Below are 26827 nucleotides of genomic sequence, written 5' to 3' on the forward strand. Positions count from 1 at the left end.
GAGGAGGATAAGCGGCCATGGATTTCGCGCAGTTTTATCAGGAAGGTGGCGCATGGATGCACCCCATCGCGGTCTGCGCCGTGCTCGGCGCCGGCGTCATGATCGAGCGCTTCATTTTCTTGTTCTTCCGCTTCAACATCAACGGCGCCCAGTTCTTCAACCAGATCCAGAAGCTGGTGATGGCGAACAACATCGACCGCGCCATCAAGCTGTGCAACGCGGCTGACAAGGCCGCGCTCGCCCGCGTGATGAAGGCCGGTCTGACCCGCGCCAACAAGAGCGAGGCGGACATCGCCGCGGCGATCGAGGAGGCGATGCTCGAGGTCTCGCCGGCGATCACCAAGCGCATCTCGATGATCGCGGCCGTCGCGAACATCGCCACCCTGCTCGGTCTGCTCGGCACGATCTTCGGCATGATCGACGCCTTCACCGCGGTGGCCGTGGCGGCCGCCGACCAGCGGTCGCAGGCGCTCGCTAAGGGCATCTCGATCGCCATCAACACCACCGGCTTCGGCCTCATGGTGGCCATCCCGCTGCTCTCGGCGCAGGTGTTCATCCAGGGCCTGGCCAAGAAGATCGCCGACGAGGTCGATCTGTACGCGGTCAAGCTCGAGAACCTCCTCGCCGCGCGGGTGCGTCAGGGGTAACGCGGCCCGGCTCGATGCCTGTTGCCGGGGACATGTCCCTTGAGACAGACAGCGAGCCGACCGCACGACCAACTCTCCACCCGAGCGAAAGAAAGGAGGTGAGCGATGCCACGTAAGAAGATGGAAGAAGAAGAGATCGAGGCAAACATGTTGCCGGTCATGAACGTGATGTTCCTGATGATCCCGGCGCTGCTGATGGCGATGGAATTCGCCCAGATGGCCTCGATCAACGTCTCGCCGCCGAAGTTCGCGGCCGCTGCTCAGCAGAAGGACGAGCAGGAGAAGAAGGACGAGAAGCCGCTCAACCTCAAGGTCTTCGTCATGGAGGACGGCTTCCGTGTCAGCGCGGACGGCCAGCAGGAGGGCGCCGAGGCCGGCAAGTCGCAAGACTCCAAGGCTCCGACGATCGGCCTCGCCAAGCAGGGCGCGCCGCTCACGGACTATGAGCGCTTCGACTACGCCCAGCTCGAGGCCAAGGCCAAGAGCTACAAGCAGCTGTTCCCGAACGAGCAGGTCGTGACGATCAGCGCCGAGGCCAACATCCCGATGCAGGCCATCATCATGACGATGGACGCGCTGGCGGGCCGCACCTGCAAGCTCGCCAAGGCGCTCAAGGGCGGCGAGAAGATCCCCGACGAGTGCCTGTTCTGGCAGCCGATCGTGGAAGGGGTGCGAGCTGATGACCCCCGAGCAACAGGCGTTCCTCGCCCGGAAGAAGGAGAAGGCCGCGGCTCGCCGGGCGAAGCCGGAAGAGAAGGGCGTCCTCGGTATCACCTCGCTGATGGACATCGTGTCCATTCTCGTGGTGTACCTGCTGAAGAGCTACGCGTCCGATCCGATCGTCATCAACCCGACCGCGGGCCAGAAGATCCCGATGTCCTCGGCCGACGCGCCGATCCAGGACGGCATCCCGATCTTCGTCACCACCCGCGGCATCACGTTCGACAGCAAGAAGATCGTGACGATGACGCCCGACGGCGACATCGACCCGTCGCAGGTGCAGAACCACCTGATCGGGCCGCTGTACGACCAGCTCGCCGAGGAGGTCGACAAGGCCAAGCAGCTGGCCGAGCGACAGGGCAAGCCGTGGACCGGCCGCGTGATCCTGGTCGGCGACCAGGACCTCAAGTTCAGCGTCCTCGTCGACGTCATGTACACGACCGGTCGCGCCGAGTTCTCCGAGTACTCGTTCTGCGTGATCCGGAAGAGCTGATCGAGCTCTGAGCCTGACGAGGGCCGGCAACTCCTGCGGGAGGCGCCGGCCCTTCGTTTTTGCTCGCGGATCGGGTCTGAGCATTGGCTTGGCCGCGGCCCGCGGAATCCGTCAGCGCGTCGCGAGAAGTTCAGCGACCTCGCGCGCCCTGTCGTTGTCCCCAGGTCCGATCGCGGCAGGGTCCGGGAAAATTGGCGCAGGCGCCACAAATCAACTACATCCGCTAGACTTCCTACGCGTGGTTGCCCGGTCCAAGGTACTGCGGATCGCCTCGATCATCGACGGCCTGGTCTGCGACGAGCTGCATCAGAGCGCAGCCGAGGCGGTGACCGCCGGCACCGACGTCGGCAATCAGCTGCTCTGCTTCGGCCCTGCGGTGCCGAAGCGCCACGTCCTGTTCATCGTGCAGGAGGGCCGCTACGTGCTCGACCTGCCGCCGCGCGTGGGCGGTCAGCTCGTCATGCGCGGCCGCTCGGTCAACCTCGGCCAGCTGTGGCGCAAGCGCCTGCGCGAGGACCCGCGGGCGCGCAGCCTGCGGGTGGTGCTCGACCCGAGCGCGCGCGGCAAGCTCGACGTCGGCGAGACCACGCTGCTGTTCCAGTTCGCGGCGCCGCAGCCCGTCCCGCCGAAGCCGCCGTTCCCGGTCGAGTTCAAGGCGCGTCCGTCCAACATGTGGACGCGCTCCGACATGGCCACGCTGATGGCCGCGGTGCTGTTGTTCGGCCCGTACTTCATCTGGGCCTCGAACAAGCACATCGACTACGCCATCGAGCCGGAGATCGACGAGCGCTTCTTGCGGGTGATGAACCTCGACAAGCCGAAGAAGAAGGAGCCCGAGGAGGAGAAGAAGGAAGAAGAGGAGGAGGTGCTCGCCAAGGAGGACGAGAAGCTGACGCCGAAGCCGGACAAGGTGATCGACAAGCCGGTGATCACCCAGAAGACCTACTCCAAGGAGTCGCTGGACAAGGCGCGCGGCGTCGGCATCGCGCGGGTCCTCGGCACCTACGGCGGCGACGGTCCGGGCACCGTGTTCGACGTCATCCAGAGCACCGAGAACAACCTCGGCGAGCTGTTCGCCGCCGGCATGACCGCCACCGTCCTGCCCGACGGCACGGTCGTCAGCCCGTACGTCCCCGGCGGCGAGGGCATCAGCGCGCAGGGGGCGATCGTCGGCACCAAGGGCTTCGAGGCCCAGGGCCCGAGCTCGCCGAGCTCGAGAAGAAGGAGCGGAAGATCAACTCCTCGGTGAAGAGCTCCGGCGCGGATGTCTACGGCGACGCCGACAAAAAGGCCGTGCAAGCCACGATCCGCCAGCGAACCGGCGCGCTGCAGGCTTGTTATAACAAGGCGTTGCAGACCAATCCTGGCCTCGCGGGCAAGATCTCCTACACGATCACCATCAGTGTCATGGGCACCGTCACCGAGGTCCGGATCAACGAGGACACCCTCCAGGACGGTGGTGTACAGACGTGCACTGTCGCCAAGATCAAGGGGTGGCGGTTCCCCACCACGCCAGGAGCCGAGCAGGCTTCGGACGTGACCTTCTCCGTGGTATTTTCTGGAGGGTCATGAGCACGTTTTCCAAGCGCGTCGTCCTTGCCTGGGGGTCCGCCACGTTGCTCGCGGCGAGCCCCGTCGGAGCTGCCCCTTCGGCCAGCCCCGCTCCAGCGCCCGCGTCGACCGACGCGGGCGTTGCTGCATCGACGCCCACCGCCGACTCCGCCGCGACCGATCCCGCGGCCGCCGCTGGCGCCGCTGCCACCGAATCATCGAGCACCTCGGCCGGAGTCGGCAGCGCTCGCGGCACCATCGAACGCGGCATGACCGAACTCGGCACGCTCCTCACCCGCGCCCGGCAAAGCGGCGACATGGGCCGCACCGCGTGCGTCCAGGACAAGCACGACCGCGCCGAGATCGTGCTCGAGGTGGCGACCGGCGAGCTCTTGGTCCTGCAAGATTCCTCGGCCGACGGGCAGAGCCGCGCCTTCGCCGGCGAGAAGCTGGGCGAGGCCGCCGAGCGCATCTCCGGCCTCGTCGGCCAGGCCAGAGCGTGTCAGGGCGATCAGGAGCAGAAGCGCAGCGACGCCCAGAACACCGCCAATCAGCCGAAGACGGTCATCCCGACCGACCCGACGTCGAGCAGCGCCGGCATCCAGCGCTTGCCGCCGCGCATCGACCCGCGTCCCCCCGTCGCCAGCCCGGTGATTTGACCTCGCCCGCGCGGTGCGGCCTCCGGAGCCGCTGGCCACTCGCGCGTCGGTCTGTCTCGCCGCCCGGCCCTCGCGCAGCGGACAAGGCACACGACGCTCGCGGTTCGGACTTGGCGCTCACATCTCGCCTCTGGGCTGAGATTCGCTAGGCTGTACCCTCTCGCCTTCCCTTGCGCCGACTTAACCAGCCAGCCCCCAGGTGGGCGCTCCACTGCCTCGTCGCCGTGGGGACGATCTGCATGGCCCTCTCGATCCGTCTCGCGCACGCGGCCGGCTCGAACGCCACCGGCAACCTGATCGGCGGCGTGCCACGCACCGAGGACGGCGCAGGCATCAAGCTCGGCCCGCGCTCGACGTTCCACCCCGGCTTCGCGCTGATGGTCGGCGGCGACAGCAACGTGTTCTGGAACCGCAGGGGCGACCACGGCGGGGTCAGGCCCGCGGCGCTGGTCATGCCGGTCGCCTGGCTCGGCATCGGCAACCGCGAGGTCCGCGACGGCGTGCTGCAGAGCGAGGTCGAGGCGCAGCAAGACCGCAAGATCGACTACAACATCCGATTGACCGCGGGCTACCGCGCCTTCATGGCCCGCGCCGAGGAGATCCGTCGCCTCCTCGCTTCAGCGTCGACCTCAACGCGCACCTCGTGATCGCGCCCGGGCGCCGCTTCAGCTTCAACATCACCGAGTTCTTCTCGCGCTTCGCCGACCCGCGCAACTACGACGCCGGCGTCGGCTACAACTACAACCGCATCGACCACCGCCTCTCGCTCGGCTTCATCTACCGGCCCGGCGGCGGCCGCTTCAGCATCGGCGCCAACTACCTCAACGAGGTCCTGTTCTTCGAGGCGCCCGACGTCTACAGCGGCGACCGCTACATCCACGGCGCCGCCGCCGAGGTCAAGTGGCGCATCGCCCCGCGCTCGGCGCTGCTCGTCAACTACTCGTTTGGCCACACGTATTACTTCAGCTGCAACGCCAACGTCGATCCCGACTGCAACGAGGACAACAACGCCCACCGCGTCTACCTCGGCTTCCGCGGCCAGATCGCCAAGCGCTGGACCCTCGACGCCATGGCCGGCTACGGCGCCGGGCTCTACTACGACGACGAGAACGGCCCCAACTTCCGCGGCTTCATCGGCGGCGTGCGTGCGGCCTACTACCCGACGCTGCGCACCCAGTTCTTCGCCCAGATCGATCGTCAGTTCAGCGACTCGCTGTTCGGCAACTACTTCCACGACATCGCCGGCCGGATCGGCGGCCTGCACACCTTCCGCTGGAAGATGTACGCCGAGCTCGGCTTCTCGGTCGTCGGTCGCCGCTACGCCGGCCTGCCGATCCCCGGCCGCGAGACCCGCATCGAGTCGTACGAGAACGCGCCCGGCTTCGTCCGCTCCGACACCCTGATCGCCCTCAGCGCCAGGGTCGAACAGCCGTTCGGCCGCCTGTTCGTCGTCGGCGCGCGCTACGACATGATCGTCGACCGCACCGACTTCATCGCCCACTACCCCGGCGGCCTCACCGACTTCGGCGGCTTCGCCAAGCATGTTGCCATGGTCCTCGGCGCCGTGAGATTCTAGCCGTCCGCGGCGTCTGCTCATGTCTGCCCGTCCCCGCAGCAGGCTCTCCTGGCTCGGCCTCGTGCTGGCCTTCGGGACAGCTTGCGACCGCCCCGCCCGCGTCGAGGCCCCGATCATCGCCCCGAGCGCCGGCCTGCGCCCCGGCGACGAGCTCGACATCCGCGTGTTCGACGAGGACCGCTTCAACGGCACCTACGCGGTCGCCGAGGACGGCACGATCGACTTCCCGATGGTCGGCGGCGTGGCGGTCACCGGCCTCACCAAGGACGAGGTCGCCCGCCAGATCGAGACCCGGCTCGCCGACGGTTACCTCAACCATCCGCACGTGGTCGTCCAGATCAAGGAGCGCGGCAACCGGGAGATCAGCATCCTCGGCCAGGTCAACGAGGCCGGCTCGCTCGGCTGGCGCGACGGCCTCACGCTCGTGCAGGCGGTCTCGCTGGCCGGCGGCCTCACCCCGTTCGCCGCGCCCGCGCGGGTCAAGCTGACGCGCCGCACCGGCCGCGGCGACGAGACCGTGACCTTCGAGATCTCCCTCTCCGCCATCGTCGACGGCCGCGCCGAGGACCTGGTCTTGCGGCCAGGTGACATCGTGTTCGTGCCCGAGACCCGGATGTAAGCGAGGCTTCGTGAACCCAGTCCGAACCGCCCGCGTCGAGCGAGTCACCCGCGAGACCCAGATCACCATCGATTTGACGCTCCCGTGCGACGCCCCGGCGCGCCACCACATCGACACGCCGGTGCCGTTCCTGTCGCACATGCTCGAGGCGCTCGCGCGTCACGGCGCCATGCAGCTCGAGGTGCGGGCTCGCGGCGACACGCACATCGACGACCACCACACCGTCGAGGACGTGGGGCTCGTGCTCGGCAGCGCGTTCGACCGGGCTCTCGGCGCGCGGCTCGGCATCTTCCGCTACGGCCACTTCTCGCTGTGCATGGACGAGGTCCTGGTCGACGTCGCCCTCGACCTCGGCGGCCGGCCCTACCTCGTCTACGACCTGCCCGGCGTGGCCGGCAAGCGGGTCGGCAGCTTCGACTGCGACCTCGTGCGCGAGTTCTACCAGGCCTTCGCGGTGCAGGCGCGGATGAACCTGCACATCCACCAGCGCGAGGGGGGCAACGCCCACCACCTGGTCGAGGCCAGCTTCAAGGGTCTCGCGCGCGCGCTCCGTCAGGCCTGCGCCCCCGACCCCTACGTCGGCGTGCCCTCGACCAAGGGCACGATCGGCTAGCGTTAGTCTTGCTCATCTGCGTCTTCTTGGTGCGCGCCTCGCCCTTCTTCTCGTAGCCGGCGCTCAGGCAATCGCCGGGCGAGCCGGCCTTGGTGCAGGCGTCGGCCAGCGCCGCCTCGCAGGCCTCGTCGCTGCTGGCCGCCGAGGACGCCTCGCCGTCGAACATCGGCGCGATGGCCACCAGCGTCAGCGTCGTCGAGTGCGTCGTCGGCCCCCCGCCGCTGGCCGACATCGACGACTTCGACACCGACCACTTCGTCTCGTCGCGGCAGGTCGCGCGCTCGGCCTCCGGCAGCTTGGCGCACACGTCCGCCCAGGCCGCCTCGTCGGCCTTGGCCGGGTCCTCGCCGTTGCCCTTGCCGGTGAGCTCGCCGGACGACTTCTTCGCCACCTGAATGCTGCAGCGGTACTCCGTCTTCGGGCCCTGCGGCTGGCTCGGGGCCGCCTCGCTGCCGCCGCCGCCGCCGCAGGCCGCGAGGCAGGTCGCCAGCCACAACACGGACGCCCTGGGGGTGCTCTTGCGCTCTTCTCGCATGCCGCGCCCATAGCACATCTGCGCGCGAGCCCGCCGCGATTCCTGCTATTTTCCGCCCGCCATGTCCGACGCACCCAAGCGGCCGAGCACCCCGATCCGCGCGCAGCCCTCGAACACCGCGAGCGTCTCGCCGACAGCTTCGCCGGTCCGAACCTCGTGTCCGGCGGCGACAAGGACCTGGCGGTGGCCGAGAAGGGCGCCGCCGGGGCCGTCGAGCGCCTGCACAAGAGCGGGCGCCAGACCGCCCACGAGCGCATCGAGCTGCTGCTCGACCCCGGCAGCTTCGTCGAGCTCGACCGCTTCGTCACGCACCAGTGCCCCGACTTCGACATGCCGAGCAAGAAGGTCTACGGCGACGGCGTCGTCACCGGCCACGGCACCGTCGAGGGCCGCCCCGTCTTCGTGTTCGCCCAGCAGGCACCTGTCTTCGGGGGCAGCCTCGGCTGGGCCCACGCCCAGAAGATCTGCAAGGTCATGGACATGGCCACCACCGTCGGCGCGCCGGTCATCGGCCTCAACGACAGCGGCGGTGCGCGGATCCAGGAGGGCGTCGCCTCGCTGGCCGGCTACGCCGAGATCTTCAAGCGCAACGTCCTCGCGTCGGGCGTGGTCCCGCAGCTGTCGCTGATCCTCGGCCCATGCGCCGGCGGGGCCGTCTACTCGCCCGCGCTCACCGACCTGGTGCTGATGGTCGAGCAGAGCTCGTACATGTTCATCACCGGGCCCGACGTCATCAAGACCGTCACCCACGAAGAGGTCACGAAGGAGGCGCTCGGCGGCGCCGCCACGCACAACGAGAAGAGCGGCGTGGCGCACTTCGCCTGCCCGAGCGAGGCCGCCGCCGCCGCGATGACGCGCGAGCTGCTCGGCTACCTGCCCTCCAACAACATGGAGGACCCGCCGCACCGCCCGACCGCCGACGACCCGAACCGCGCCACCCCCGAGCTGGCCGACTTCGTCCCCGTCGACGCCTCGCGCCCCTACGACATCCGCACCATCATCCGCGCCGTCGCCGACGACGGCGCCTTCCTCGAGGTGCAGGAGCACTTCGCGCGCAACATGGTGATCGGCTTCTGCCGCATCGACGGCCGCAGCGTCGGCGTCGTCGCCAACCAGCCGCTCGTCCTCGCCGGCTGCCTCGACATCAACGCCTCGGTCAAGGCGGCCCGCTTCGTGCGCATGTGCGACGCCTTCAACATCCCGCTGTGGACCCTCGTCGACGTCCCCGGCTTCCTCCCCGGCACCGAGCAAGAGTTCAACGGCATCATCCGCCACGGCGCCAAGCTGCTCTACGCGTTCGTCGAGGCCACCGTCCCCAAGGTCACCCTCGTCACCCGCAAGGCCTACGGCGGCGCCTACGACGTCATGGCGAGCAAGCACATCCGCGCCGACGTGAACCTCGCCTACCCGACCGCCGAGATCGCCGTCATGGGCGCCGAGGGGGCCGTCAACATCATCTACCGCCGCGAGCTCGTCGAGGCCAAGAACCCCGCCGCCCAGCGCACCGAGCTGCTGAACAACTACCGCGACCTGTTCGCCAACCCCTACAAGGCCGCCGAGCTCGGCTTCATCGACCAGGTCATCCGCCCCGAAGACACCCGCCGCCACGTCTCCCGCGCCTTCGCCCTGCTGAAGAACAAGCGCCAGGAGAACCCGCGCCGCAAGCACGGCAACATCCCGCTGTGAGCGACCGGCGAGCGACCTGCTCCAAAAGCCAGGCCCTCGCCCGCTCGCACGAAGCCGCGCTAGCGACCTGCTCGAAAAGACAGGCCCTCGCCCGGCACCGGCCTCCGCGCTGTCGTCATCGCTGCGCACGGCTCCGGCGAGCGCCCGGGCGAGCGCGCGCAGCGGCTCCGCTGGTGACGCCGACGTAGACACAGGCGCGGCCCGGGCGAGCGAGCAGAGGGTGCCCCCGACGCCGCCCCCGTCTCCTGACGAGCGCCGCCGACGCGCCAGCCTCATCGCACCTGCGGCCGCGCGCGGCGCCCCACGCCGCGCTGGATCCCCGGCTCGGCGCGAAATGTGTCAAGCTCTCCGCATGTCGCCGCCCCGCGCCGTCCTCGCCCTCGCGCTCCTCGGCGCCTGCGCGCAGACCGGCCCGAGCTCGCGGACCCTGCACTACATCGACAAGACCCTCGTCACCAGCCCGCCGGTCGACCACCGCGCGTACGGGGCCTACGTGCAGGCCCGGCTGGCCCTCGACGCCGAGCCGCCCGACCTCGGCCGCGCGCTGCAGCAGATCGACCTCGCGCTCCGCTACGACCGCGACGACCCGCACCTCTGGACGACCCGCGGGGAGATCGAGCTGCGCCTCGGCGACGTCGACGCGGCCCGCCGCAGCAGCGCCCGCGCCCTCGCGTTCGGCCCCGAGTACCCGCCCGCGCTCCAGCTCGCCGCCCAGCTCCAGCTCCCCGGCGGCCGCCAGGTCGCCGAGGCCCGCGCCCGCTGAGGCATGGCGCCAAGGACATGTCGTTCACGACATGCCCGATCGTCCACGTTTTTAAAACATGTCCCTTCGTTCAGCCTGTGCCGCGTCGCGCCCGCGGCCAGGATGATCGCCCGCGACCGAACAGCGCCGACGAAGCCCTGCGAGCCGTGCGGTCCCCCCACGGCACCCCGGCCGAAGATCATCGAATCAACGCGCCGACGAAGATCCCCGCCGCGTGCAGGTCTCCCACCACCTCGTCGTCCCCCCACGGCCCGGGCGCCCCCGCCAGCGCCGCCTCGATCGCAGCCAGCTCCTCGTCGGTCGGCGTCGCCCGGCAGGCGTCGAGCTCGCGGTCGCGCCACACCACCACCGCACTCTCGCCCGCGACCGGCTCTTCCGCCCACACCTCCTCGGCCAGCCAGCCCGCGACGTCCCACGCCCCGCGCAGCACCACCACCGACGCATCCGCCCGCAGCGGCCCCTCCGAGCCGTCGCTTTCATCCTCTCTTTTATAAATTTCGTCCAGCGTGCTCTCGGCCCGCCACGTCGCCCACTCGAGCGCCGCCAGCTCGCCGAGCCACGCCGGCAGCCCTGCTTGCCTCGCCAAGAATTCGCCGAACCCGGCCGCATTCTCGTTGAGTTCGAAGCTCTGCGCCGGGTGCTCGCGGAAGTACGCCTCCACCAGCGCGTCCCACCGCGCCTCGCCCGAGCGCGCCGTCACTGCCGCGCGCGTCCCCGCGTGGATGACATCGATCGCGTCGCGCCGCAGCTTGTGACACGTCTCGGCGTACACCTGCAGCCCCAGCGCCAGACCCGGCGACGACTCGTCCAGCGATCGCGCCACCGCCGTCGCCTCCGCGCGCCCCTCCACGAGCGGCCGCAACGCCGAGAACAGCGCCATCAACCGCATCCGAGCCCCTCCAGCGCCCGCGCCGACTCACAGCGCGCCCGCGCCACTTCAACCAACAAATCCTCGATCGGCGGCACATCCGTCTCCCACTCCACGATCGTCGGGATCGCCCGCCCCGCCTTGCGGATCGTCCGGCGATACAGCGACCACACGCGCTCCGGCACCGGCCCCGTGTGATCGTCGAGCAGCAACGGCCCGCGCGGTCGATGCCCGGCCACGTGGATCTCCCGCACCCGCGCCAGCGGCAGCGCGTCGACGTAGGCCTCCGGGTCGAGCCCGTGGTTGTGCGCGTTGACCACCACGTTGCCGACGTCGAGCAGGAGCCCGCAATCGGCCTCCTCGACCACCGTACGCACGAACGCCGGCTCGGCCAGCGCGTCGTCGGGCAGGCGCGCATAGGTGGCCACGTTCTCGAGCACCAGCTCGCGGCCGAGTCGCGCCTGCACCTCCTTCACCCGTCCGACCACGTGCTTCACCGCCTCCTCGCTGTGCGGCAACGGCAGCAGCGCGTGCGTGTAGGCGCCGCCGATCCGCCCGAAGCACAGGTGGTCGCTCCACCACGCCAGCCCCGGCGCGAGCGCGGCGATCATCGCCAAAGTTCTTCGTCGAGCGGCTCGGGCCCGCCGATCGACAGCGAGATGCTGTGTCCCACCATCGGCCAGCGCTCGCGGCAGGCGTCGAACAAGCGCCGGCGCCTGCCGCCGAAGCGGGCCCAGTTCTCCGGCATCACCTCGATGAAGTCGAGCGACGGATCGGCCGCCAGCAGCGCCTCTGCATATTCGTGCAGCAGCAACACGCCGACCCCGCCGTCGGGAATCCTCGCATTCATCGCTCGTCTCTTTTAATTAAAATGATCATACCGCGGGCGGACCCGCGGCATCGTCTTCGATCGTACCGCTAGCCCTTGCAGGAGCCCGCGCGCACGTTCGTCTTGACCTTCACCCCACCCTTGACACCCTTCTTCTGCTGCATCGCTAATCCTCCCGTAAAGACCCGAGAAGGCTAGCCGACGCGATCTTCCCTTGCAAGGCGCGCCCGCGCTCGACGGGCCCCCGGATCCGCGCCGCGGTTTGGTATCGTCATAGTCCATGCCCGCCCACGTCCTCTCGCTGCGCGATCCTCGATTCGGCAGCCCCGTCGCCGCCGAAGTCCACGGGGACGTCACCGTCGCTGCAGTCGCCAACGCCTGGGGCTCGTGGTCGGGCCTCGAGGCCGAGTGCCCCGCGGTCGACGGCGCGCAGACCTCTCTCGCCGCCGACGCGCGCGCGGGCGAGACCGACTGGCGGGCCGCGCTGGTACGCGCATTCGCGGTCGCCGCGACTCACCTCGATCGCCTGCCGCAGCCCGAGGATTCCGAAGGGACGCCGGTCACCAGCCTCACCTGCGCCGTCGTCACCCCCGCCGGCGTGTTCATCGGCTGGCTCGGCGGCGTCACGGCCTGCGTGCTCGACGACCGCCGCGTCGTCCGCGAGTCCGAGCCGCACACGCTGATCCGCAAGCTGCTCGCCGAGGGCCACAAGACGGCGGCGCTGGCCGGCATGGCCCAGAGCTTCGGCCACTGCATCGTCCGCAGCCTCGGCCCCACGGTCCACAGCCCCTCGCTCCCGGAGCTCGTCGAGTGGCCGCCGCTGCGGCCCGGCGAGCGGCTGCTGTTGACCCCGCGGGCCACCGTCGCCGCCCTGCGCGATCACCTGCCGCTCGCCCCCGCCGGCGGCGCACCATGGCTGTACGCCGCAGTTTCGACCGGCGACGAGTCCGGCCCCAGGATCGGCGCGCTGATCGAGCCGTGATCCCGGTCGATGACCGACAGGGCATGTTCTAAAAGACATTTTCTATACGACATGTCTCTAAGAACATGTCTATTTCGAAAATCAAGCCCTTGCGGCCACCGTCTCGAGGATCACCACCGACGCGGTCGTCTCGATCGTCCGTGCCAGCGTGAGCCCGGCGCGGGCGAACAATTTAAAATTCGCCGACCGTCCGCTCCTGCCCGCCCCCCGTCATCACCAGCATCTCGAGATCCATCCAGTGGACCGGCGACGCCTCGGCGGGGAGCAGGTGCTCGATCACCAGCACCCGCCCTCCGGGCCGGAGCTGCTCGCAACAGCGGCGCAGGATCGTCGCCGCCAGCTCGTCGCTCCAGTCGTGGATCACGTGCTTGAGCAGGTACGTGTCGCCCGCGGGCACCGTCCCTTCGAAAAATCTCCGGCCGCCAGCGTGAGCCAGTCCGCCTCGTCCGCCAGCGTCGCTCTCGCGCGCGCGACCACGTGCGGCATCTCGAACAGCGTCGCGCGCAGCGTCGGGTGGGCCGCGCGGATCGCCAGGAGCAGCGCACCGAGCCCGCCGCCGACATCGACTACGTGCCCGGCCGTCGAGAAATCGTAGGCCGTAGCGACCGCCTGCGCAGTCGAGGCGGAGTTCGAGATCATGGCCTCGTCGAAGATCTCGCCGGCCCTCGGGTTGGCCGCGAAGTAGTCGAACACCTCCGGGCACGCCGGCTCGCCGGTGCGCACGCTGAGGCCGAGATCGCCCCAGGCGCGCCAGCTCTCCGGCTCCGCTCCCAGCCAGCGGGCCATGCCCCGCATCGACGCCGGCGTGTCGCTGCGCAGCGCCTGCGACAGCGGCGTCAACGCGAACGTGCGCTCCCCGGACTCGGCGAACACCCCGATCCCCGCCAGCGCTCGCATCACCCGGTACAGCGCCCACGGGTGCGATCCAGTGTCCTCCGCGAGCTGCTCGATCGCCCGCGGCCCGTCGCGCAGGCGGTCGGCGATCCCCAGCTCCGCCGCCAGGCCGATGCAGCGGGCGACGAACTTCCCGTGGAGCAGGTGCAGCAAGACTTGGCGCGGCGTGGCCGGGTGCGCGTCGATCGACCTCATCGACGAGAGTTCATTTCATGCCTCCGCCAGCGCGTGCCCCGCCTCGCCACCGACCTCCCGCCGTCGCGACCATTCTTCGATTCCCACGCCACGCCCCGCCACGCGCAGCCCCCGCCGCGCTCGCGCGCCCATCGCCTGTCCCTTCGACCAGAACTCACCGCGGCCCCGGCCGGTTCCTTCGCGGAGCGACGCTTCGTCGCCGACATGTCTCTTCGACCAGCATCACCGCGCCGTGCCTCAACCTGTCTCCTCGAGCAGCAGCTCGCGCAGCATCGTCGGTGGCAGCGGCTCTCGTCGACGCACGCGCTCGATCACTCAACCTGTCTCTTCGAGCAGCAACTCGCGCAGCATCGTCCGGTGGCAGCGGCTCTCGTCGACGCACGCGCTCGAGCACAGCAGCGTCACCGTCTCGCCGCGTGCCACCCGCTCCGCCAGCGCCTCCACCTGCGCGTGCGCCGGCTCCCTGCGCATCTCGCTCAGATACCGCCGCCGGAACATGCGCTCGCCGATCGGCGCCTGGCCCTTGCCGTGGAACGCCCGCAGCAGCTCCGGGCTCGGGCTCACTTCCTTGATCCACTCGTCCCACGTCGCCTCCTCGCGCCGGACCCCGCGAGGGCGGTAGCGGCACACCAGGATCCGGGTCCCGTCCCCGCGGTGCGCGGGATCGTTCCACCGTCGCGTGAAGATCTCACCGGCGCCGGAGCGCCTGTGGGCGGCCGCCGTCATCGCCGAAGATCATGGCACGCGCGGCCTCAAGCGCCGATCAAAAGCCCGCTTGCCGCGCGCTCGCCCGCCCGTCACCCTCATGAGCGAGATCGAGAAAAGAAATGCTCTCGCCGTCGACCTCGCTCGCGCTGCTCGCCGTCCTCCTCGCCGCGCCCCGGCTCGCCCACGCCGCCGCGCGCTGCGAGCTGACCGGCCCGCCTGCGCTCCTCGGCCGCGTCGCCGGCAGCGACGGCCTCGCCGGCGAGCTCGACGTCCGCCGCGGCGACGCCATCGACGTCCACCTCGTCGCCCCCGGCCGCCTCGACGGCGAGCCCGTGCTGTTCTCCGACGCCGGCGCCGCCCGGCACGTCTCGTGGTCCGGCTCCGGATGTCCCGAAGTACAGGTCCGCTGGCGCCGCGTCGAGCCGCGCATGCAGCACGTCACCACCCCTGCGCCCAACGCCGCGATCGCCATCTACGCCAACGCGGTCGTCTTCGGCCCCTCGCACGGCACCTGGCTCGGCTACGACCGCCTCGAGTACTTCGAGACCGCCCTGCCCGCCGGCGACGATCGCTGGACCTTCACCGTGCGCGACGCCAGGCCCAGCGACGCCGCCCTCGCCGACGCGCGCCTGCCCGAGTACCGCGACCTCGGCACCATGCGCCTCGCCGCCACCGTCACCGGCCCCGACGCCGTCGCGCGCGCCACCCCCGACGCCGACGACGCCCCGCGCGGGCAGATCGGCGACGACGTGTTCCGCTACAGCGTGCGCAGCGGCGACGGCCTGTTCGGCTGGCTCACCTCCTACTTCAACGTCCCCTACGTGTTCGGCAGCGCCGGCGTCGGCGCGCGCAGCCAGGCCGAGCGCCGCGTCGGCGCCGACTGTGCCGACCTCATCGTCGCCGGCCTGCGCCGCGCCGGCCGCCGCGACCTCGCCTACTCGAGCGTGGGCGGCCTGGTGCGCTCGCTGCAGCGCCTCACCACCCCGCTCGAAGTCCGCGCCCGCGGCGAGGCCCTCGAAGCCGCCACCTACGTGCCCCGCCCCGGCGACATCCTCGCCCTCGACTACATCGGCAGCGCCGAGCTCCGCGCCCGTGGGACCACATCGTCGTGCTCGCGGTCGACCGCGGCCCCGGCGGCGGCCCGGCCGACGGCCGCCTCGGCCCCGACGACCTCGTCGCCGACATCGGCGACGCCCAGGGCCTCAAGTTCGCCCCGCTCGGCGCCCAGGGCGACGTCCGCGTCCTCGTCCTCCGCGCCCGCGGCATCGACAGTTGATGATTTTACATGTCCTCGAGGGCATGTTCTCATAAACATGCCCCATTGGACATTCCTTTAAAAGCATGTCCTGAGAGACATACCTTGATGCGCCGCCCCGACTCCCCGCGAGCGCGCGCCCGGGCCCCGGTCCCGGGCGCGCCTCACACCGGATCTGCCGGCAGCGTCACCCCCAGCGCGGACGCCAGCGCCAGCAGTTGCTGCGGCGACGAGCAGCCGAGGTGCTCCGGCGACAGCTTCCCGGCGCGCCGGCGCAGCAGCCACGACCCGGCGGGGTGGTCCGCGGCGACCCGTCCGAACGCCTCGCCGGCGGATTCGGCGATCCGGGCCACCTCCGCGTCGACGCGCTCGCGCAGCTGCGGCAGCGCCCCGCGCAGCGTCGTCACCCATTCTTTCACGCGGTCGAGCACCGCGCCGTCGAGCTCCGGGTCGCGGAGCGAGCGGACCTTCTTCTCGATCTGCTCGAACGTCATCGTCTGCCACGGCAGCGTGCGCAGCACCGGCGCCTGCCACTCGCTGCGCACCCGCTCCCAGTGATCCGCGCGCGCCGGCACCGACACCAGCTTGAACTGCGGCAGCAGGAGCCCCGTCAGCCGCATCCCGTGGCACACCCCGGTGTCGAGGCCGAAGATCCGGTCGCGCAGCACCAGCGGCTCCGGCCCGACCACCGAGTGGCCGAACACCACCGGCTTGTCGTCCGTGTAAAACTCGTACCAGGGCCTGTCGCCGTAGCGCTCGCGCAGCCGCGCGTCGCCCGACGTCGTGCCCGCGCGCACGTCCTCCGGCACCTCGTCGAGCGGCACCCCGGGGTAGAGCCCCCAGTGGACCACGCGCACGTCCTCGCGCTCCCAGTGGTACGGCAGCGTCGCCATCCAGCGCACGTGGTCCTCGTAATCCGCCCCGAGCTGCAGCTTCGCCACCTGCTGCGAATACGACAGCACCCCGCGGATGTGCTTGCGCTCGTGGTTGCCGCACAGCGCCAGCGGATTGGCGCGGAGGCGGAACAGCTCGACCACCGCCGTCGGGTCGGGCCCGCGGTCGACGAGGTCGCCGACGCTGACCACCAGGTCGTCGTCGCCGATCCCCGCGCGATCGAGGAGGTCGAGCAATTCGGCGTGACAGCCGTGGATGTCGCCGATGATGAGCGTGGACTGCATGACACGTTCTCCTCCGGGCGCGCGCCGATGCGCTCGCCCTGCGCCGCCGGCTCCCCGACGCGCGCCTGAGCATCAAAACCGCGCGGCGAAATTCCGCCGCCGCGTCGCGTCCGGGTATAAGAGCCGCCTCGTGCCCGCGCGAGGACAAATCCGGACAGCCGACGTGGGCCGTCTATCTCGACGGTCTGGTCGAGGAGCACGGCTCCCTCGCCGCCGTCGGCGAGCGGATGGCCGCGCTGCACGGCTGGCGCGAGGACGTCGACAGCATCACCCGCGCCCTCCGCCGCCTGCGCCTGCGCGGCAGCCTGCCCGGCGGCAAGTGGGGCGACCGCCTGCTGCGGACCTTCGGCCTGCCGGCCAGCGTCGACGCCCGCCTGCGCTTCATGGGCAGCTATCACTCGCGCTTCGTCGACCTGCCGGTGCCGCTGTGCACCGACCTCGTGCAGCTGTGGGATCGGCCGCCCACCAGCGAGAGCCGCGGCGGTCGCCTGTGGCTCTCGCTCGCGCGCGCCACCCTGGCCCTGCGCGCGCGCCAGCCCGACGAGGCCGCCACGCATCTGAGCACCGCGAAGCAGCTCGCTTCCGACGACCCCGCCGCGCAGATCGAGCTGGCCCTCGGCGAATCATTGCTCGACAGCCGGGCCCGACCGACGTCGGTCTCGGCCGCGCTCGCCCACGTGCCCGCGCTCCTGCGATCTCTCGCCGGCTCCGACGCCGACTGCCTGCGCGCCCGCCACGTCGGCCAGGTCAGCCACGCCCTCAACCACGCCGGTCGCATCGACGAGGCCGAGGCCCTGCACCTCGCCCTGCCCGACACCGGCGCGACTCACCCATTCGCCCGCAGCCGCCGCGCCAACGGCCTCGCCTACGCCCGCTTCCGCCACGGCGACCTCGCCGCCGCCCTCGCGCACGCCCGCCTCGCCGCGCGCCACGCCGGCGACGCCGGCCACGTCCGCCTGCGCGCCATGGCCCTCCTCATGGTCGTGCGGATCGCCGCCGGCACCGCCGAGGCCGACGACGCCCTCGCCCGCGCCCGCACGATCGCCCAGGCCCTCGAGGACGCGACGCTCCTGTCCCGCTGCGACGCCGCCCTGCGCGGCCGCGTCCCGTGATCCCTCAGACCTCGGGGACGCGACCCTCCTGTCCCGCTGCGACGCGCGACCGCGGATCGCAGCATGTTCGTCGCTGCCATCATTCGCGCCGGCATCGTCTTATTATTCGCGCCCCCCTATCGCTCCGGTCCGTGTCCGCGGCATCCTCTCCGCCATGCCCACCTCCCGCGCGCTCCTCCTCACTCTCGCCGGCCTCCTCGGCGCCTGCGCCAACAAGTCGAACCCGCCGCCGGCCGAGAACCCCGACGGCCAGAAGGCCTGCACCACGGAGGCCAAGCTCTGCCCCGACGGCAGCGGCGTCGGCCGCACCGGCCCCAACTGTGAGTTCGCGCCGTGCCCCGGCCCCGCGAGCGACGCCCCCGCGAGCGACGCCTCCGCACCGCCGCCCGGCGAGCCGCAAAACGCCGCCCCGCCTTCCCCCTGATCGCGCCTTCGCCACGCGAACCTTTGTCCGTCGCGCGTGGACGAGAGCTACCGACCGTCGCCGGCGCGACGGTCGACCCCGCCGGCGGCGACGCCCTGCTCGTCAGCGCGCCGGTACAGGCGCCCGGCGCACCACGAGGCTCTCTCGGCAAGGACCTCACCGAGACAACAAGCCTGCGTGGCCATGTTTTAAAACATGTCCATCGGGACATATTCGACGACGTCCCACTGCGCCCCGAGTTCGCTCTGTCCGCGCTGATTCGCGCCGGAAAATGTCCATCACGACATGTTCTTCGGAGCATGACCCAAAGCGTCTCTGCCCCTCCGCTCGCGCACGCCGCAGGTCGCCGCGCGCTCGCAGCCGCGAACGCGTGCGCCCTCGAGCACCGACCTCATCCACGTCGCCTGAAAAGAGCTACCGCCCGGGCGGCGGACCCGGCATCTTTGCCCTGCTCATGAACACCGCCCGAACGCTCCTCTTCATCGCTGCCGGCCTCGTCGGCGCCTGCGCCGGCAAGTCGGACAAGCCGCCCGCCGAGAACCCCGACGGTCCGCAGGCCTGCACCAAGGAGGCCAAGATCTGCCCGGACGGCACCACCGTCGGTCGCACCGGCCCCAATGCGGATCGCGCCGTGCCCCGAGCCCGCGGGCGAGACCGCCGGCAGCGAGACCCCCGCGCCCGCCGAGCCGCCGACGCCCTGACCGAGCGCGAGCGCGTCGCACTCGCGCCCGCGAGCCCGTCGCATCGGCTCGCAGCGCATCACCGCGCCGAGCTCGGCGCGAGCCGATCAGCGCTCCGCCGCGCCGCTCTGCGAGGCCCGAAAAAAACCCCGCGCCTTCGACCGTCCACGCGAACCTCGGCGGTCGATCGCGGCCATCTCTCGCAATGATGGCAGCCGGCGCCGCGACCTCCACACGCGGCGGGCTCGCCCGTCCCTCCCGGCGGCTCCCGCGGCTGGAGCGCGCACGGCCGCACATCGCCGAAGCTCAGCGGCCCGGGTCCCGCTCTCCCGGCCTCGCTGCGGCCGCCCGGCTCCCGGCCCAGACCGTGCCGACCGAGGTGTCCCCGTGAACCGGAACCTGCATCTGTCGTGCGCCCTCGCCTCCGCGGTGCTCCTGGCCGCGGCGCCCGCCCTCGCCTATTCCGTCTGCCCCGACGAGCGCGCCTCGCCGCCCGAGACCGAGCCGACCTCGTTCGGCGTCACCAATCACAGCGCCGCCGACATCTACCTCTACTGGCTCGACCTCGAGGGCCAGCGGCGGTTCCAGGCCACCATCTACGCCGGCGGCTATCACTCGCAGCAGACCTACGTCGGCCATGTGTGGGTCGCCACCACCGTCTATGAGGACTGCCTCGCCACCTTCGTCGGCGAGCTCGACCACGCCGAATACGACGTCTTCTAAAAAACCATACCGACCGGCGACGTCCACCTGTCCCGCGGGACATCCACCGCGAACCGCGGCCGGCACCTCGCCGCTCCCCAGCGCCCGCCCTCGACACCTGTCCTTCCCAACATCCGGCCCCGTCCGCCCGCCCTCGCGCCACCTGTCCCTTCGGACATTTTTATTTCGTCTCTCAAGGCCGAGCCCGCCACGCGTTCTCCGCCGCCGCCACGGCCCACCGGCCGCCGCGCGAAATCAAGCCGTCCTCGGCGGCCCCAGCGAGCCCCCGCGATTCCGCGCGCTACGCTGCCCTCGCCGCGATGCGCGACCCCCTCGTCGAACTCACCGAGCGCGGCCTCTACTGTCGGGCCGGCGACTTTTATATCGACCCCTGGCAGCCGGTCGACCGCGCAATCGTCACCCACGCCCACGGCGACCACGCCGTCGCCGAGTGTGAACATTACCTCACGGCCGCGCCCGGTCGCGGCCTGTTGGCCCTGCGCGTCGGCGAGGGCGCCGACATCCAGCCGCTCGCCTACGGCGACCCGATCGTCCACCACGGCGTCGGCGTCTCCCTGCACCCGGCCGGGCACATCCTCGGCTCCGCCCAGGTCCGCATCGAGCACCAAGGCGAGGTCTGGGTCGTGTCCGGCGACTACAAGCTGAGCCCCGATCCGACCTGCGCCCCGTTCGAATCGGTGCGCTGTCACTGCTTCATCAGCGAATCGACCTTCGGCCTGCCGATCTTCCGCTGGGCCCCGCCGGCCGCGACCATGCAGGACGTCGCCGCCTGGTGGCGCACCAATCAGCAGAGCGGCCGGACCTCCCTGCTCCTGTGTTACGCCCTCGGCAAGGCCCAGCGCCTGCTCGCCGGCGTCGATCCGGAGATCGGCCCGATCTACGTCCACGGCGCGGTCGAGCGCATGAACGCCGCCTACCGCGCCGCCGGCGTGCGCCTGCTTCCCGCGCCGCCCGTGCTCGAGGCGGCCCGCGGCGCCGACTTCGAGCGCGCCCTGATCCTCGCCCCGCCCTCCGCCCAGGGCACGCCGTGGACCCGCCGCTTCAAGCGCCCGGTCCGCGGCTTCGCCTCCGGGTGGATGCAGATCCGCGGCACCCGCCGCCGCAAGGTCGTGGACCGCGGCTTCGTCCTGTCCGACCACGCCGACTGGAACGAGCTGCTCGCGGCGATCGCCGGCACCGGCGCCGAGCGGGTGTTTCTCACCCACGGCTACGCCCAGGCCATGGCCCGCCACCTGCGCGAGCGCGGCCTCGACGCCCACCCGCTGGCGACCCGCTTCGTCGGCGAAGCCGGCGGGGAGGAGCTCGCAGCATCTCCTGCCTCTTCGGACATGCCCGAACGACCAGACGAGGACCCGGCCGCCGCCTCCGAGGGGCCCGACTCACCCGAGGACGACCTGCCCGACGCCGAGGGAGAGCCGGCATGACCGCCGCCCCGCCGTTCCGGCCCGCCGCGGCGCCGCATGTCCCTCGCGCCATGTCCCCTGCGACATGCGCTCGACGAGGTCGAGCGCTCTCCGAACATGTCCTTTTCGCCATGTCGCCATTCACCCGCGGCCGGTCGTCATATGTCCTCTTCGCCATGTCCCATGCGCCATCCGAACCCAGGCGCGCCTCGCATGTCCTCTCGGCCATGTCTTCACATTGTCACGGAGCCGCGTCATGAGGGCCTTCGCCGCGCTGTACGCCGCGCTCGACGAGACCACCCGCACCAGCGAGAAGGTCGCGGCCATTCGCGCCTACCTCGCCGCCGTCCCGCCGGAGGACGCCGCCTGGGCCGTCTATTTTTTGATCGGCCGCAAGCCGCGGCAGGCCGTCTCGACCCGCAAGCTCCGCACCTGGGTGAGCGAGGCCGCCGGCGTGTCCGAGTGGCTGTTCGACGAGTGTCACGAGGCTGTCGGCGACCTCGCCGAGACCGCGGCCCTGCTGCTCCCGCCGCCGACGCGCACCACCACCCTGCCCCTGCACCGGTGGGTCGCGGATCGCCTGCTCCCGCTCGCCGGCAAGGACGAGGCCGCGCAGAAGACCGACCTGCGGGCCGCCTGGGACGAGCTCGACCGCGGCGAGCGGCTCGTCTTCCACAAGCTGATCACTGGCGCCTTCCGCGTCGGCGTCTCCCAGCGGCTCGTCATCGCCGCCCTCGCCGAGCTCGGTGAGCTCGCCCCCGCCACCGTCGCCCACCGGCTCATGGGCGCCTGGCAGCCCTCCGCCGCGCAATATCGCAGCCTCGTCGCCGCCGAGTCCGACCAGCCGACCACCTCGCGGCCCTACCCGTTCCTGCTCGCGCACCCGCTCGAGGGCGACCCCGCCGAGCTCGGCCCGCGCGACGCGTGGCAGGCCGAGTGGAAGTTCGACGGCATCCGCGCCCAGCTCGTCCGCCGCGGCGGCCAGCTGTTCGTGTGGTCGCGCGGCGAGGAGCTGATCGGCGAGCGCTTCCCCGAGCTCGCCCCGATCGCCGGCCGCCTGCCCGAAGGGACAGTCTTGGACGGCGAGATCCTCCCGTGGAAAGACGGCGACATCCTCTCGTTCGCCGAGCTGCAGCGGCGGATCGGCAGAAAAATCTGTCGCGCACGATCCTCGCCGAGGTCCCCGTCACCTTCCTCGCCTTCGACGTGCTCGAGGCGTCCGGCCGCGACATCCGCGAGCGCCCCCTCGGCGAGCGCCGGCCGATCCTCGAGCAATTGCTGGCCCCGCTGGTCGGCGACGTCCTGCGCCTGTCGCCCCTCGTCGACGCCGCCACCTGGCAGCAGCTCGGCGAGCTGCGCAAGGACAGCCGCTCCCGCAACGTCGAGGGCCTGATGCTCAAGCGCCGCGCCGCCCCTACGGCGTCGGCCGCGTGCGCGGCGACTGGTGGAAGTGGAAGCTCGACCCGCTGGCCGTCGACGCGGTCCTCGTCTACGCCCAGTCGGGCTCCGGCCGGCGCGCCAGCCTGTTCACCGACTACACCTTCGCCGTGTGGCACGACGGCGCCCTCGTCCCGTTTTGCAAGGCCTACTCCGGCCTCACCGACGCCGAGCTGGCCGAGGTCGACCGCTTCGTCCGCGCCCACACCCTCGAGCGCTTCGGCCCCGTCCGCGCGGTCACCCCCGAGCTGGTGTTCGAGATCGGCTTCGAGGGCATCGCCCGCTCGCGCCGCCACAAGTCCGGCGTCGCCGTCCGTTTCCCGCGGATCCTCCGCTGGCGCCGTGACAAGCAGCCGGAAGGCGCCGATCACCTGAGCGCCCTCGAGGTCCTGCTCGGCGCCTGATCATTGCCATCATCTCGATTGCAGAATCCGACCTCGTGAAGCGCGGATGGGGTCGTGAAGATCCCGAATGGCCCATCCACTGAGGAAACCCGATTCGGACGCCACCCTTCTGTCGTCATGGACAGACGCGCTCCGAACCCGCCCCAGCACCTCGTTGACCGCGCCCCGGTGCGTCGCCGCGCCGCGCTGTGCACATTCCCCGATTGCGACCCGCGCGGACCTGTGCGACGACCGCCCGCCGCCCTGCGACGAATGGCGCGGGACGTCTTTTCCGACAGGAGACCCACGATCGTGAATTCCAAGATCCTCTCGACCCTCGGCCTCGTGAGCGCCGTCCTCGCCTGCAAGCCCGCGACCCCTGCCGAGCCCCCGCCCGAGCCCGCCGCAGTCGAATCCGAGCCCGCGCCCGCCGCCGTCGCCGATCCGCAAGACGTTCACATCGAGGGCGACCACCTCGTCATCGACCGTCACATCAACTTCGAGTTCGACAAGAGCGAGATCCTCGCCGACTCCTTCGATCTGCTCGACCACGTCGCCCAGCTTTTGAAGAATCACCCGGAGATCGTCAAGCTCCACATCATCGGCCACACCGACAGCGCCGGCGGCGCCGAGCACAACCAGAAGCTGTCCGACGCGCGCGCCGACGCGGTCATGGAGGCCCTGCGCAGCCGCGGCGCCACGCAGACCATCGACGCCGTCGGCAAGGGTGAATCGCAGCACCTCTGCAGCGAGGACACCGACGAGTGCCACCAGAAGAACCGGCGCGTCGAGTTCGTGATCGAGGCCGGCTAATCGAGCGCCGCCTCGGCCACCTCGTCGAGCCAGTCGACGACCGCGCGGATCTTCGGCACATCGGCCAGCGCCTCCGGCACCACGCGCCACAGCGCGCGCTCCAGCGGCGGCGCGTCGCGGTCGAGTCGCACCAATTCCGGGTGGCCCTCCGCGGCCGCCAATGTCAACACGCCGAGCCCGACCCCCGCGCGCACCAGCGCGTACGACGTCGGCACGCTGCCGGTCGCCGCCACCACCCGGCCGCGCGGCACCAGGGCCCGCATCCACCGCATCTCGGCCAGCCGGCTGTCGGGCGGCCCGAGCATCACCAGGTCGGCCTCGGCCGCCGGCGGCAGCGGGTCGAGCCCGTGGCGCTCGACGTAGTTGCGCAATCCATACAGTCCGAGCGGCACCTGCACCAATCGGCGCACCCGCATCCCCGCCTCGGTCGGCCGGATCACCCGCAGCGCCACGTCGGCCTGCCCCGCCGTCAGGTCGAGCACCTGCTCCGTGCAGCGCAGGTCGAGCACCAGCTCCGGGTGGCGCTCGCGCAGCAGCGGCAGCTTCGGCGCCAGGAACGACGACGCGATGTAATCGAGCGTCGTCAGCCGCACCGTGCCCACGGCCCGCTCGGACGCCGCCTCGAGGTCGCGCGCCAGCTCGCGCACCTCGGTCGCCATGCGCCCGGCCGCCTCGACCACCCGCCGTCCGGCCTCGGTCAGCCGCCAGCCCTCGGCGTCGCGCACGAACAGCGCGGCCCCGACGATCGCCTCCAGCGCGGTGATCCGGCGGCTGATGGTGGTCGGGTCGAGCCGCAGCGCCCTGCCGGCCTCGCCGAGCGAGACGTGGCGGGCGAGCGCGAGGGCGATCCGGAGGTCGCGCCAGTCGAGGAGGTGCTGCATGGATGCAGTTGGAGACTGCATCATACTGCGTTGGCGCAGCCGCTGGTAGCCCTTACGGTTAGCGGGCCCCGGAGGTACGCATGCCGTCGGAAGACATCACCCTCAAGGCCCTCGACGGGCGCCCGCTGTCCGCCACCCTGCACGCCCCGCGCGAGGCCCCGCAGGCGGTTTTGGTCGTGCTCGGCGCGCTCGGCGTCCCGCGCCGCTACTACGCCCCGCTGGCCGCGTGGCTGGCCGAGCGCGAAATCGCCGTCCTGACCTTCGACTACCGCGGCGTCGGCGGCTCGCGCTCGGTCCCGCTGCGCAAGGACCCGGCCGTCCTGCTCGACTGGGCCCGCCTCGACGCCGCCGCCGCGATCGACCTCGCGCGCGAGCGCTGGCCCGGCGTCCCGGTCTGGGGTCTCGGCCACAGCTTCGGCGGCCAGGCTTTCGGCCTCACCGCGCGCGGCCTCGACCTCGCCGGCATCTTCGTCGTCGCCGCCGGCTCGGGCGACATGTCGCTGTATCCGGGTCGCCAGCGCCAGAGCTTCAAGGTCCGCCTCGGCATCGCCACCAACGTCATCGCCGCCCTGTTCGGCTACGTCCCCGGCCGCCTCGGCCTCGGCGAGGACCTGCCCGCCGGCGTCGTCCGCCAGTGGGCCCAATGGTGCGACACCCCCGATTACGTCCGCGGCGCTCTCGGCACCGAGTCGACCTTCTTTCACCGCGTCACCGCGCCGATGTGGTTCTACGACTTCACCGACGACAGCTACGCCCCCGCCCGGGCCGCCGCCGCGCTGCGCGGCTGGTACAACCGCGCAGAGTCGACGCACCGCGTGATCGCCCCCGCCGACCTCGGCCTCCGCCGCGTCGGCCACTTCGGCCCGTTCCGCGCCGGCGCCCCCGAGCGCCTGTGGGACGAATTGCTCGGCGTGATCACCGGCGACCCCCGCCCGGTCCTGTCCAGCGACAACTACGCCGGCGCCCCCGCCGACCGCGCGAACACCCATTCGTAGCACCCCGCGCCGCCACGGCCGAGGCCGCGAACTGCGAATAGCGACCTCCCGCGGGCCGCGCGACTCTCATCCTATGCCTCTGGAGACATGTTCATTCGAGCATGTCCGAATGGCCTGCTGTTGGCCCGCCTGCGGACGAAGCTCGGCGAGCCGTGGACGCCCACGGCCCGTCGGTCTGCCTCGCCCGCGCGGGGCGTGGCACGTCTTTGAGCGAACCGTGACGCCCGCGGCCCCGCCGGTCTGCCTCACCCGCGCGGGGCCGGAATGTCTTTGAGGACATGTCCGAAAGATGGAGGCCACAAACCCTCGGCTGGCGGCATGAGCTCGAAGCCTTCAGCCGCCCGCGCCCGCTCGGCCGCGACGACGGCCGCCACCTGCTCCTCCCCGGCCCCGACCGAACTCGGCCGCGCACCTGTCCCTTGAGCCATCCATCCGCCCCTGATCTGCACACGTGAGCCGGTGCGGGGCCCGGGGGCCGCGGCCCGCCACCCTTCGATTCGCCCGCAAACCCGCCGCGAACACCGTCCCCGACGCGCCGCGCACCGGGTCGCGCACTCGCGGCCGCGCCGCAACTCGACTACGATGGCCCGGCGATGGACGTCCACCGCTTGCGCAACCTGACCTTCCTGATGTCGCTCGGCGGCCTCTCGGCGGCGTGCTTCAACGACGAGGGCCCGCGCGGCAGCGGCACCGATCCCGGCGAGTCGACCGGCGGCACCACCGGCGGCACCACCGGTACGGTCGACCCCGGCACCACCACCACCACCACCGACGCCGACGACACCACCACCACGACCGGCGCGGTCGACACCACGGGCACCACCGAGCCCGCCACGAGCACCACCACCGGCCCCGACACCACCACCACCGACGCGGCCACTACCGACCTCACGACCACCGCCACCACCGGCCCCGGCCCCGACGGCGACGTGTGCATGCACTACGGAGCCACGTACCTCGGCTGCTACCCGCGAGCCGAAAAGTACATCGAGACGATCGTCGAATACTGCGAGATGGCCGTCCAGGAGGGCTACCAGGTCGACGGCGCCACGTGCGGCCAGGCGTTCGAGGACTTCTACGCCTGCCTCGCAGGCCTCGACTGCCAGCAGCTCGAGTTCGAGTTCAGCCAGCCCTCGTTCTGCGCGATCCACCTCGAGTGGATCGAAGAGTTCTGCCCCGTCACCGGCAAGGACTTCTGAGGCCGC

General features: G+C 71.2%; 28 protein-coding genes and 3 pseudogenes. 22 read left to right on the forward strand and 9 right to left on the reverse strand.

Features of this window, described 5'->3' with window-relative positions:
• The first annotated feature begins 17 nt into the window (after nt 1–17).
• Both OV079_RS29765 and OV079_RS29770 read left to right on the forward strand, forming a co-directional pair.
• On the forward strand, nt 18–647 hold the full coding sequence (locus OV079_RS29765) for a MotA/TolQ/ExbB proton channel family protein (RefSeq protein ID WP_267772354.1): 630 nt from the start codon (nt 18–20) through the stop codon (nt 645–647).
• Nucleotides 648–767: 120 nt separating this feature from the next.
• Nucleotides 768–890: pseudogene (locus OV079_RS29770) on the forward strand (ExbD/TolR family protein); the annotation flags it as partial.
• A 242-nt stretch (nt 891–1132) separates the two neighbouring features.
• Here OV079_RS29770 and OV079_RS29775 read toward each other — a convergent pair.
• The gene (locus OV079_RS29775) at nt 1133–1261 is read right to left on the reverse strand and encodes a hypothetical protein (protein ID WP_267772355.1); all 129 of its coding nucleotides are present in this window, start codon (nt 1259–1261) and stop codon (nt 1133–1135) included.
• A gap of 65 nt (nt 1262–1326) precedes the next feature.
• Between OV079_RS29775 and OV079_RS29780 the strand changes: the two genes are divergently transcribed.
• The 8 genes from OV079_RS29780 (at nt 1327) to hisB (ending at nt 6878) form a co-directional block, all read left to right on the forward strand.
• Entirely contained in the window at nt 1327–1860 is a 534-nt protein-coding gene (locus OV079_RS29780; RefSeq protein ID WP_267772356.1) for an ExbD/TolR family protein, read from the forward strand.
• Between the two features lie 238 nt (nt 1861–2098).
• The gene (locus tag OV079_RS56335; protein ID WP_267772357.1) at nt 2099–3109 is read left to right on the forward strand and encodes a hypothetical protein; all 1011 of its coding nucleotides are present in this window, start codon (nt 2099–2101) and stop codon (nt 3107–3109) included.
• Nucleotides 3106–3432, forward strand: a complete 327-nt coding sequence (locus tag OV079_RS56340; RefSeq protein ID WP_267772358.1) for an AgmX/PglI C-terminal domain-containing protein — start codon at nt 3106–3108, stop codon at nt 3430–3432. Before OV079_RS56335 ends, OV079_RS56340 begins: the two co-directional genes overlap by 4 nt.
• A gap of 248 nt (nt 3433–3680) precedes the next feature.
• Nucleotides 3681–4070, forward strand: a complete 390-nt coding sequence (locus OV079_RS29795; protein WP_267772359.1) for a hypothetical protein — start codon at nt 3681–3683, stop codon at nt 4068–4070.
• Between the two features lie 239 nt (nt 4071–4309).
• Nucleotides 4310–4717, forward strand: coding sequence for a hypothetical protein (locus tag OV079_RS29800; RefSeq protein ID WP_267772360.1), 408 nt, complete (start codon nt 4310–4312; stop codon nt 4715–4717).
• A complete protein-coding gene (locus tag OV079_RS29805) occupies nt 4714–5646 on the forward strand; it encodes a TonB-dependent receptor (RefSeq protein WP_267772361.1) in 933 nt (310 codons plus the stop codon). Before OV079_RS29800 ends, OV079_RS29805 begins: the two co-directional genes overlap by 4 nt.
• Before the next feature lie 19 nt (nt 5647–5665).
• Nucleotides 5666–6265: a polysaccharide biosynthesis/export family protein gene (locus OV079_RS29810; protein ID WP_267772362.1), complete on the forward strand. Its 600-nt coding sequence runs from the start codon at nt 5666–5668 to the stop codon at nt 6263–6265.
• A gap of 10 nt (nt 6266–6275) precedes the next feature.
• Nucleotides 6276–6878 carry an imidazoleglycerol-phosphate dehydratase HisB gene (gene hisB, locus OV079_RS29815; RefSeq protein ID WP_267772363.1) on the forward strand — a complete coding sequence of 201 codons (603 nt, stop codon included), beginning with the start codon at nt 6276–6278 and terminating at the stop codon, nt 6876–6878.
• Here hisB and OV079_RS29820 read toward each other — a convergent pair.
• Nucleotides 6793–7413, reverse strand: a complete 621-nt coding sequence (locus tag OV079_RS29820) for a hypothetical protein (RefSeq protein WP_267772364.1) — start codon at nt 7411–7413, stop codon at nt 6793–6795. The genes hisB and OV079_RS29820 overlap by 86 nt on opposite strands.
• 177 nt (nt 7414–7590) lie before the next feature.
• On the opposite strand from OV079_RS29820, the gene OV079_RS29825 reads away from it, so the two are divergent.
• Nucleotides 7591–9099, forward strand: a complete 1509-nt coding sequence (locus tag OV079_RS29825; protein WP_276603802.1) for an acyl-CoA carboxylase subunit beta — start codon at nt 7591–7593, stop codon at nt 9097–9099.
• Nucleotides 9100–9451: 352 nt separating this feature from the next.
• The gene (locus tag OV079_RS29830) at nt 9452–9862 is read left to right on the forward strand and encodes a tetratricopeptide repeat protein (protein ID WP_267772366.1); all 411 of its coding nucleotides are present in this window, start codon (nt 9452–9454) and stop codon (nt 9860–9862) included.
• 178 nt (nt 9863–10040) lie between these two features.
• Here OV079_RS29830 and OV079_RS29835 read toward each other — a convergent pair whose 3' ends face one another.
• From OV079_RS29835 to OV079_RS29845, 3 genes are read right to left on the reverse strand one after another with little or no spacing between them, the layout of a single operon-like run.
• Nucleotides 10041–10751 (reverse strand): HvfC/BufC family peptide modification chaperone, encoded by a 711-nt coding sequence (locus OV079_RS29835; RefSeq protein ID WP_267772367.1) that lies wholly within the window; start codon nt 10749–10751, stop codon nt 10041–10043.
• Nucleotides 10742–11341, reverse strand: a complete 600-nt coding sequence (locus OV079_RS29840; RefSeq protein ID WP_267772368.1) for an MbnB/TglH/ChrH family RiPP precursor modification enzyme — start codon at nt 11339–11341, stop codon at nt 10742–10744. The genes OV079_RS29835 and OV079_RS29840 overlap by 10 nt, the downstream gene beginning before the upstream one ends.
• On the reverse strand, nt 11338–11580 hold the full coding sequence (locus OV079_RS29845; RefSeq protein WP_267772369.1) for a multinuclear nonheme iron-dependent oxidase: 243 nt from the start codon (nt 11578–11580) through the stop codon (nt 11338–11340). The genes OV079_RS29840 and OV079_RS29845 overlap by 4 nt, the downstream gene beginning before the upstream one ends.
• Before the next feature lie 259 nt (nt 11581–11839).
• Between OV079_RS29845 and OV079_RS29850 the strand changes: the two genes are divergently transcribed.
• Nucleotides 11840–12541 (forward strand): hypothetical protein, encoded by a 702-nt coding sequence (locus OV079_RS29850; RefSeq protein WP_267772370.1) that lies wholly within the window; start codon nt 11840–11842, stop codon nt 12539–12541.
• Nucleotides 12542–12713: 172 nt separating this feature from the next.
• Here OV079_RS29850 and OV079_RS29860 read toward each other — a convergent pair.
• Together OV079_RS29860 and OV079_RS29865 are read right to left on the reverse strand one after the other, a co-directional pair.
• Nucleotides 12714–13630 (reverse strand): annotated as a pseudogene (locus tag OV079_RS29860) (methyltransferase).
• A 315-nt stretch (nt 13631–13945) separates the two neighbouring features.
• Nucleotides 13946–14356 carry a DUF488 domain-containing protein gene (locus OV079_RS29865; RefSeq protein WP_267772373.1) on the reverse strand — a complete coding sequence of 137 codons (411 nt, stop codon included), beginning with the start codon at nt 14354–14356 and terminating at the stop codon, nt 13946–13948.
• Between the two features lie 101 nt (nt 14357–14457).
• On the opposite strand from OV079_RS29865, the gene OV079_RS29870 reads away from it, so the two are divergent.
• Complete coding sequence (locus OV079_RS29870; protein WP_267772374.1) at nt 14458–15675, forward strand: hypothetical protein; 1218 nt, start codon at nt 14458–14460, stop codon at nt 15673–15675.
• 82 nt (nt 15676–15757) lie between these two features.
• On the opposite strand, the gene OV079_RS29875 is transcribed toward OV079_RS29870, so the two are convergent.
• Nucleotides 15758–16771: a metallophosphoesterase gene (locus tag OV079_RS29875; RefSeq protein ID WP_267772375.1), complete on the reverse strand. Its 1014-nt coding sequence runs from the start codon at nt 16769–16771 to the stop codon at nt 15758–15760.
• A 227-nt stretch (nt 16772–16998) separates the two neighbouring features.
• On the opposite strand from OV079_RS29875, the gene OV079_RS29880 reads away from it, so the two are divergent.
• From OV079_RS29880 to OV079_RS29910, 6 genes and pseudogenes are all read left to right on the forward strand, one after another.
• A complete protein-coding gene (locus OV079_RS29880; RefSeq protein WP_267772376.1) occupies nt 16999–17883 on the forward strand; it encodes a hypothetical protein in 885 nt (294 codons plus the stop codon).
• 154 nt (nt 17884–18037) lie between these two features.
• A complete protein-coding gene (locus tag OV079_RS29885) occupies nt 18038–18307 on the forward strand; it encodes a hypothetical protein (protein ID WP_267772377.1) in 270 nt (89 codons plus the stop codon).
• 1067 nt (nt 18308–19374) lie between these two features.
• Nucleotides 19375–19710, forward strand: a complete 336-nt coding sequence (locus OV079_RS29890) for a hypothetical protein (RefSeq protein WP_267772378.1) — start codon at nt 19375–19377, stop codon at nt 19708–19710.
• Between the two features lie 299 nt (nt 19711–20009).
• Complete coding sequence (locus OV079_RS29895) at nt 20010–21134, forward strand: ligase-associated DNA damage response exonuclease (RefSeq protein ID WP_267772379.1); 1125 nt, start codon at nt 20010–20012, stop codon at nt 21132–21134.
• Nucleotides 21135–21369: 235 nt separating this feature from the next.
• Nucleotides 21370–22954: pseudogene (locus OV079_RS58830) on the forward strand (ATP-dependent DNA ligase).
• Nucleotides 22955–23245: 291 nt separating this feature from the next.
• Nucleotides 23246–23746, forward strand: coding sequence for an OmpA family protein (locus OV079_RS29910; RefSeq protein WP_267772380.1), 501 nt, complete (start codon nt 23246–23248; stop codon nt 23744–23746).
• On the opposite strand, the gene OV079_RS29915 is transcribed toward OV079_RS29910, so the two are convergent.
• Nucleotides 23743–24627 carry a LysR family transcriptional regulator gene (locus OV079_RS29915; protein WP_267772381.1) on the reverse strand — a complete coding sequence of 295 codons (885 nt, stop codon included), beginning with the start codon at nt 24625–24627 and terminating at the stop codon, nt 23743–23745. The genes OV079_RS29910 and OV079_RS29915 overlap by 4 nt on opposite strands.
• Before the next feature lie 80 nt (nt 24628–24707).
• Between OV079_RS29915 and OV079_RS29920 the strand changes: the two genes are divergently transcribed.
• Together OV079_RS29920 and OV079_RS29925 are read left to right on the forward strand one after the other, a co-directional pair.
• Complete coding sequence (locus OV079_RS29920) at nt 24708–25622, forward strand: alpha/beta hydrolase family protein (protein WP_267772382.1); 915 nt, start codon at nt 24708–24710, stop codon at nt 25620–25622.
• Between the two features lie 593 nt (nt 25623–26215).
• Complete coding sequence (locus OV079_RS29925; protein ID WP_267772383.1) at nt 26216–26821, forward strand: hypothetical protein; 606 nt, start codon at nt 26216–26218, stop codon at nt 26819–26821.
• Nucleotides 26822–26827: the final 6 nt, after the last annotated feature.

The sequence above is a fragment of the Nannocystis pusilla genome (assembly GCF_026626665.1).
GTDB lineage: Bacteria > Myxococcota_A > Polyangia > Nannocystales > Nannocystaceae > Nannocystis > Nannocystis pusilla.